The following is a 6366-nucleotide window of genomic DNA, read 5'->3' as shown; positions in this document are numbered from 1 at the left end:
TTTCCCGACCCAAAGGTCAGGTGGACACCACGAGAGCGGAACAACCGGTCGGAATAAGACCAGTCGTTCACAGCGTCCTCGCTGTGTTTCTATCAAAGGAACCTCAACCCGATCCACGAAACCGTGAACCCGGTCGGGGTATCAACATATCTGGCGTTGACTTTTGGCACGCTGTTGAGTTCTCAAGGAACGGACGCTTCCTTTGTACTCACCCTCTCGGGCTTTCCTCCGGGCTTCCCTTCGGCCTTACGTTTCAAACAGTATCAGGCCTTTTCGCTTTCCCTGACCATCCCTTCCGCAGGCATGCGGAAGCTGTTGTCAGAGAGAGTTTGTGACTTGATTGGTGCTGCCGACCGCCGACTCGAAGTCGGGTAAGTCCCAGGCAGGAGTACGACAGTACATGCCGCCCCGGCGGGCAGGCAAATCGTTTTGCGGCACCCCGGGACCCGCCAACTGGCAGCTCTCGGGCGGAACCGTCACTTCATATGACTTACGCTTCTGAACGGTACGTCGTCCATGACAGGTAGTGACGGCGGCAGACGAATCTCCGCCCCCTGGGAGGCTCCCCATGACCAGCGTGACGTCCCCACTTGCTGGACGCGTCATCGGACTCGCGGCCGTGCCGGATCCGGTGTTCTCCGGTGCGATGGTCGGTCCCGGTACAGCGATCGACCCCGTCCGTGAGCCGTCCGTGGCCGTTTCGCCGGTCGACGGTGTTGTCGTCTCCCTTCATCCGCACGCCTTCGTCGTCCTGGACTCCGAGGACCACGGTGTGCTGACGCACCTCGGCATCGACACCGTGCAGCTGAACGGCGCGGGGTTCGAACTCCTGGTCGCCAAGGGCGACACCGTGACGCGGGGTCAGGGCGTCGTGCGCTGGAACCCCGTCGACGTGGAGGCCGCCGGGAAGTCTCCGGTGTGCCCGGTGGTGGCACTGGACGCGAGTGTCGACGCGCTGTCGGGTCTCGTCGAGGACGGCGAAGTGAAGTCCGGCCACGCGCTCTTCGGCTGGGAGTGACCCCCGCGACACAGTCGCCACGGCCGTCGGCCGTCAACACCGGCGGTCAGCTCATCAACCGCGGCGATCCGGTCGGTCGCCGCACAACCGGAGACGGGTGCAATGCAGACAACGCTGCGAGGCGTCGGCGTCAGCCACGGAGTGGCTATCGGCGAGGTTCGGCACATGGGTACAGCGGTTCTCGAACCGCCGGCCAAGCAGATTCCGACCGAGGAGGCCGAGCGCGAACAGGGGCGTGCCCGGCAGGCCGTCGAGGCTGTGGCCGCCGATCTGATCGCTCGGGGCAATCTGGCCGGCGGTGAGGCACAGGCGGTGCTCGAAGCGCAGGCGATGATGGCGCAGGATCCGGAGCTGATGTCCGACGTGGACCGGCGGATCGCCGTCGGGAGCACGGCCGAGCGTGGCGTGTACGACGCGTTCGCGTCCTACCGGGCGCTGCTCGCCGGTGCCGGTGAGTATCTGGCCGGGCGGGTCGCCGACCTGGACGACGTGCGGAACCGGATCGTGGCGCGGCTGCTCGGGGTGCCGATGCCGGGGGTGCCGGACAGCGACGAGCCGTACGTACTGATCGCGCGTGACCTGGCTCCCGCCGACACGGCGCTGCTGGATCCGACGTTGGTGCTGGGCTTCGTGACCGAGGAGGGCGGGCCGACCAGTCACAGCGCGATTCTGGCGCGTCAGCTGGGGGTGCCCGCCGTGGTGGCGCTGCCCGGTGCCGGTGAGCTGGCCGAGGGCACGATGGTCGCCGTCGACGGCAGTACCGGTGAGGTCTTCGTCGAGCCGAGTGCCGAGAAGCGTGCCGAGCTTGAGGCGTCCGCTGCCGAGCGGCGGGCCGCGCTGGCCGCGTCCTCCGGTCCGGGTGCGACGTCCGACGGGCACAAGGTGCCGCTGCTGGCGAACGTCGGCGGTCCCGCCGATGTGCCGGCGGCCGTGGAGGCGGGCGCCGAGGGTGTGGGTCTGTTCCGTACCGAGTTCCTGTTCCTCGACGACAGCAAGCGCGCGCCGTCGGAGGAGAAGCAGGTCGAGGTCTACCGCCAGGTGCTGGAGGCGTTCCCCGAAGGCCGGGTGGTCGTACGGGTGTTGGACGCCGGCGCCGACAAGCCGCTGGAGTTCCTGACCCCGGCCGACGAGCCGAATCCGGCGCTGGGTGTGCGGGGTCTGCGGAGTCTGCTGGACCACCCGGACGTGCTGCGGACGCAGCTCACCGCGCTGTCGAAGGCCGCCGAGGGTCTGCCGGTGTATCTGGAGGTCATGGCGCCGATGGTGGCCGACCGCACCGACGCCAAGGCGTTCGCCGACGCGTGCCGCGAGGCGGGGCTGAACGCCAAGTTCGGGGCGATGGTGGAGATTCCGTCGGCCGCTCTGCGGGCGCGCTCGGTTCTTCAGGAGGTGGAGTTCCTTTCGCTGGGGACCAACGACCTCGCGCAGTACACCTTCGCCGCCGACCGTCAGGTGGGTGCGGTGTCGCGGTGGCAGGACCCGTGGCAGCCCGCACTGCTCGATCTGGTGGCGATGGCGGCGGACGCCGCCGGTGCCGAGGGCAAGAGCTGTGGTGTGTGTGGTGAGGCGGCCTCCGATCCGCTGCTGGCGTGTGTGCTGACCGGGCTCGGTGTGACGTCGCTGTCGATGGGCGCCGCGTCGATTCCTTATGTACGGGCGACGTTGGCGAAGTACTCGCTCGCGCAGTGCGAGCGTGCCGCTGCCGCCGCGCGCGCGGCGGACACCGCCGAGGGGGCGCGGTCGGCCGCCCAGGCGGTGCTGTCCGGCGAGTGACCCCTCGTCGGTACCTGCTGTAGGAGCTTCCCGTCTCGTCGCGGCGGGAAGCTCCTCGCGTTACAGCGGTCGCGTTCAGCGGTGGATGTCCGCGTCCTCGATGCCGAGGTCGAAGCCGGCCCGGTACTCCACCCCCGGCTCCGGGGAGAGCGGTTCGCCGGTGTGGGCGTCGGTGCAGTAGGCGCTGAAGACCTGGCCTTCGCTGAGCGGTGCGAGGCCGCTGTCCCTGAGTTGCCAGCCGTGGAGCCGGTCCGGGGCGTCGGTTCCTGTCGTACGGAGCACGACTCCGCCGTGGCTGTCGAGTGCGATGCCGGCCGCGAGGACGGTGACGAACTCCGCGCTCTCGGACGCGTCGAGCCGGGCTGGGCCGGTCGGGGGCCGTTGTACGTGGAGGGCCGCGAGGAGTTGTTCGTCCGGGGTCGGGACGCTGCACACGACGTGGTGTGTGCCCGGTCCCGCGCGCTCGATCAGATGGGTCAGGAGACGCGAGGCGCGGTCGAACGAGGCGCGTCCGATGTCCACGCCGCAGTCGGCGCAGGCTCCGAGTTCCGCGAGGGTCATGGTCGCGTACTCCCAAGTGGCCCTGCGGACGGCGGTGTTGACGAGCTGTGGGACGAGGTGGGCGACGGGCTGGCCGGTGTAGGGCAGGACGGCTCCGTCCGTCGACGCGATGTGTGCGGTGAAGCGGCTCCGGCTGGCGGCGGCGTCCGGGGCGAGCCCCGTCTCCGCGCAGTACTCCGCGAAGTCCTCCGGGTCGAAGAGCGCGACGGCGGTGTGCGCTCCCTCACCGGCGAGGGAGCGGAGCAGGTCGTCGATCTGCCGGAGGTATCTGCGGTGGTCGGCGAAGGTGAAGCTGCGATAGCGCCGCATGGCGGCGAAGTCCTGCTCGTCGGCGAGCAGCCCGACGGTGCACGGCACTTCGCGGCGCAGCGCGCGCCGTTCGCGCCGTGCCCGCGATGCCCCCGTCGGGCCGTTCCGTCCGGTGTTCTTCCGGTCGTTCCCGCGGTCGTTCTTACGTTTGGTGTGTGCCATGACTCCCCCTGAGCACTGTCGATCACTGCTCACTCAGAGTAACCAGGGGGTCTGACAACGACGCTCGGGCCCTTAGGCGCGGGCCTCGCGGCGTTCCCGGGCGAGGGCCTCGTAGAAGTGGAGCAGTTCGAGGTTGTCGACCGAGCCTGGGTTCACCGCCTTCGCCAGTTCCGTGCCCTGGAGCAGGCGCTTCACCGGGACTTCGATGCGCTTGCCAGTGAGGGTGTGGGGGACGGCAGGGACTTCGATGATCGTGTCGGGGACGTGGCGGGGCGAGAGTTCCTGGCGGATGGTCGTCTTGATCCGGGCGCGCAGGGTGTCGTCGAGTACGGCGCCTTCGGCGAGGTGGACGAAGAGGGGCATCCAGTAGCCGCCGTCGGGCTCTTCGAGGCCGATGACGAGGGATTCGCGGATCTCGGGGAGGCGTTCCACGGCTTCGTAGATGTCGGCCGAACCCATGCGTACGCCTTGGCGGTTGAGGGTCGAGTCGGACCGGCCGTGGATGACGACGGAGCCGCGGTCGGTGAGGGTGATCCAGTCACCGTGCCGCCAGACGCCGGGGTACATGTCGAAGTAGCTGTCGTGGTAGCGGCTGCCGTCGGGGTCGTTCCAGAACCTGACGGGCATCGACGGCATGGGGTTGGTGACGACGAGTTCGCCGACCTCGTCGATGACCGGTTCGCCCTGGGGGTCCCAGGCCTGGAGGTCGGTGCCGAGGCAGGCGGCCTGGAGTTCGCCGATGTGGACGGGGAGCGTGGGGACGGCTCCGGCGAAGCAGGTGCAGACGTCGGTACCGCCGCTGACGGAGGCGATCCACAGGTCTTCGGCGACCTCGTCGTGGAGCCAGCGGAATCCGTCGGGCGGCAGGGGTGAGCCGGTGGTGGCGACACAGGCGATCTTGGAGAGGTCGTGGTCGCGTGCGGGGTGCACGTCCGCCTTGCGGCAGGCCATGACGTACGCGGCGGAGGTGCCGAAGAGGGTGGCTCCGGTGCGTTCGGCGACGCCCCACTGGGCTCCGGTGTCGGGGTAGCCGGGGCTGCCGTCGTACAGGACGATCGTCGTTCCCGTGAGCAGGCCGGAGACGAGGAAGTTCCACATCATCCAGCCGGTGGAGGTGTACCAGAAGAAGCGGTCGCCCGGGCCGAGGTCGCAGTGGAGGCCGATCTGCTTGAAGTGTTCGAGCAGGATGCCGCCCTGGGACTGGACGATGGCCTTGGGGAGGCCGGTGGTGCCGGAGGAGTACAGGACCCAGAGGGGGTGGGCGAACGGGACCTGCTCGAAGACCGGTTCGGTGTCGGCGGAGGTGAGCGCGGACCAGTCGAGCGCGCCCTCGGGGGCCGGGGTGCCGAGGAGCGGGATGTGGACGACGGCGCGCAGGGTGGGCAGTTCGGCGCGGAGCTCGGCGACGGTCTCGGTGCGGTCGTGTTCCTTGCCGCCGTAGCGGTAGCCGTCGACGGCGAACAGGACGACGGGCTCGATCTGCTGGAAGCGGTCGAGGACGCTGCGGGCGCCGAAGTCCGGTGCGCAGGACGTCCAGACGGCTCCGACGGCGGCGCTGGCGAGGAAGGCGACGACGGCCTGCGGGACGTTGGGGAGGTAGCCGCTGACGCGGTCGCCTGGACGTACGCCGACTGCCCGCAGCTCGGCGGCGAGTGAGCCGACCTGGCGGCGCAGTTCCGCCCAGCTGACGGGTGTGGGTCCCTGGGTCTCGTCCACGTGCAGGAGGGCGGGTTCGTCGGCGCGGGCCGGGTCGTCGGCGGTGCGCAGGGCGTGCTCGGCGTAGTTGAGGGTGGCGCCGGGGAACCACTCGGCGCCGGGCATGGCGCGGGAGCCGAGTACGCGTTCGTAAGGGGTGGAGAACCGGACGTCGAACCAGTCGGCGACGGCCGTCCAGAACGTTTCGAGCTCGGTGACCGACCAGTGGTGCAGCGCCGCGTAGCCGCCGTCGGCGGGGGCTCCGTACCGTTCGGCCGCCCAGCTCTGGAACCTGGTCACGTGCGCCGCCGCGATCCGGTCGGCGTCCGGCTGCCACAGTGGCGACGGGCTGGCTTCTGAGGTCATGCGGTGGCTCCCGAGGTGGCTCGACGCGTGGCGTACGTGGGGGCGCGCGTACGCGTGCGGAGGTGCGCCCCGGCTCCCAGGGACGATGCCATGTGATCGTCTTTCGCACCAGACAGGCCCCGCTGATGCCTTCTGATGTGCCTGGATGGGGCGTGGGCGACATATGGCCGGACCACGGGTGAACGGGAGTTGAACGCGGCCGGTTCGCTCTCCGCCGGATGGCAGGCTGAGCAGCATGGACGGTCGTGAACTGCTGCGCTCGATGAAAGATGCCGGTTCGGTACGGGGGATGCGGACGGTGCGGTCGGCCTGGCGCCGTCGGCGTACGGACGAGCGGGATCTGCCGGCGCGTGGCGCGGAGCGGGCCAGGGTGCCAGGACCGGTGCGTGGCGCCGAGCCGCTGGCGGGTGGCGGGATCGTCCGGTTCGCGCGGGCCGAGCTGCGGGTGTGGGTGGCGGTGGGCGGCGGGGTCTTCTGGGGGT

Annotated in this window: 4 protein-coding genes and 1 pseudogene; 3 read left to right on the top strand and 2 right to left on the bottom strand. The window is 69.7% G+C overall.

Going from position 1 to position 6366, the window contains the following annotated elements:
* Window positions 1-568: 568 nt before the first annotated feature.
* Window positions 569-1018, top strand: a complete 450-nt coding sequence (locus tag BHU15_RS36330) for a PTS sugar transporter subunit IIA (RefSeq protein WP_069630995.1) — start codon at window positions 569-571, stop codon at window positions 1016-1018.
* 102 nt (window positions 1019-1120) lie between these two features.
* Window positions 1121-2791 (top strand): phosphoenolpyruvate--protein phosphotransferase, encoded by a 1671-nt coding sequence (ptsP, locus tag BHU15_RS36325; RefSeq protein ID WP_069630994.1) that lies wholly within the window; start codon window positions 1121-1123, stop codon window positions 2789-2791.
* A gap of 75 nt (window positions 2792-2866) precedes the next feature.
* On the opposite strand, the gene BHU15_RS36320 is transcribed toward ptsP, so the two are convergent.
* Both BHU15_RS36320 and BHU15_RS36315 read right to left on the bottom strand, forming a co-directional pair.
* Window positions 2867-3823, bottom strand: coding sequence for a DUF8829 domain-containing protein (locus BHU15_RS36320; RefSeq protein WP_069630993.1), 957 nt, complete (start codon window positions 3821-3823; stop codon window positions 2867-2869).
* Between the two features lie 72 nt (window positions 3824-3895).
* The gene (locus BHU15_RS36315; protein WP_069630992.1) at window positions 3896-5884 is read right to left on the bottom strand and encodes an acetoacetate--CoA ligase; all 1989 of its coding nucleotides are present in this window, start codon (window positions 5882-5884) and stop codon (window positions 3896-3898) included.
* Window positions 5885-6119: 235 nt separating this feature from the next.
* On the opposite strand from BHU15_RS36315, the pseudogene BHU15_RS36310 reads away from it, so the two are divergent.
* Window positions 6120-6366, top strand: a pseudogene (locus BHU15_RS36310) (glycosyl hydrolase); the annotation flags it as partial.

It is taken from the genome of Streptomyces niveus (assembly GCF_001723055.1).
Lineage (GTDB): Bacteria > Actinomycetota > Actinomycetes > Streptomycetales > Streptomycetaceae > Streptomyces > Streptomyces niveus.
The sequence above is the reverse complement of the archived record's forward strand: the minus strand, read 5'-3'. Positions and strand labels throughout refer to the sequence as shown.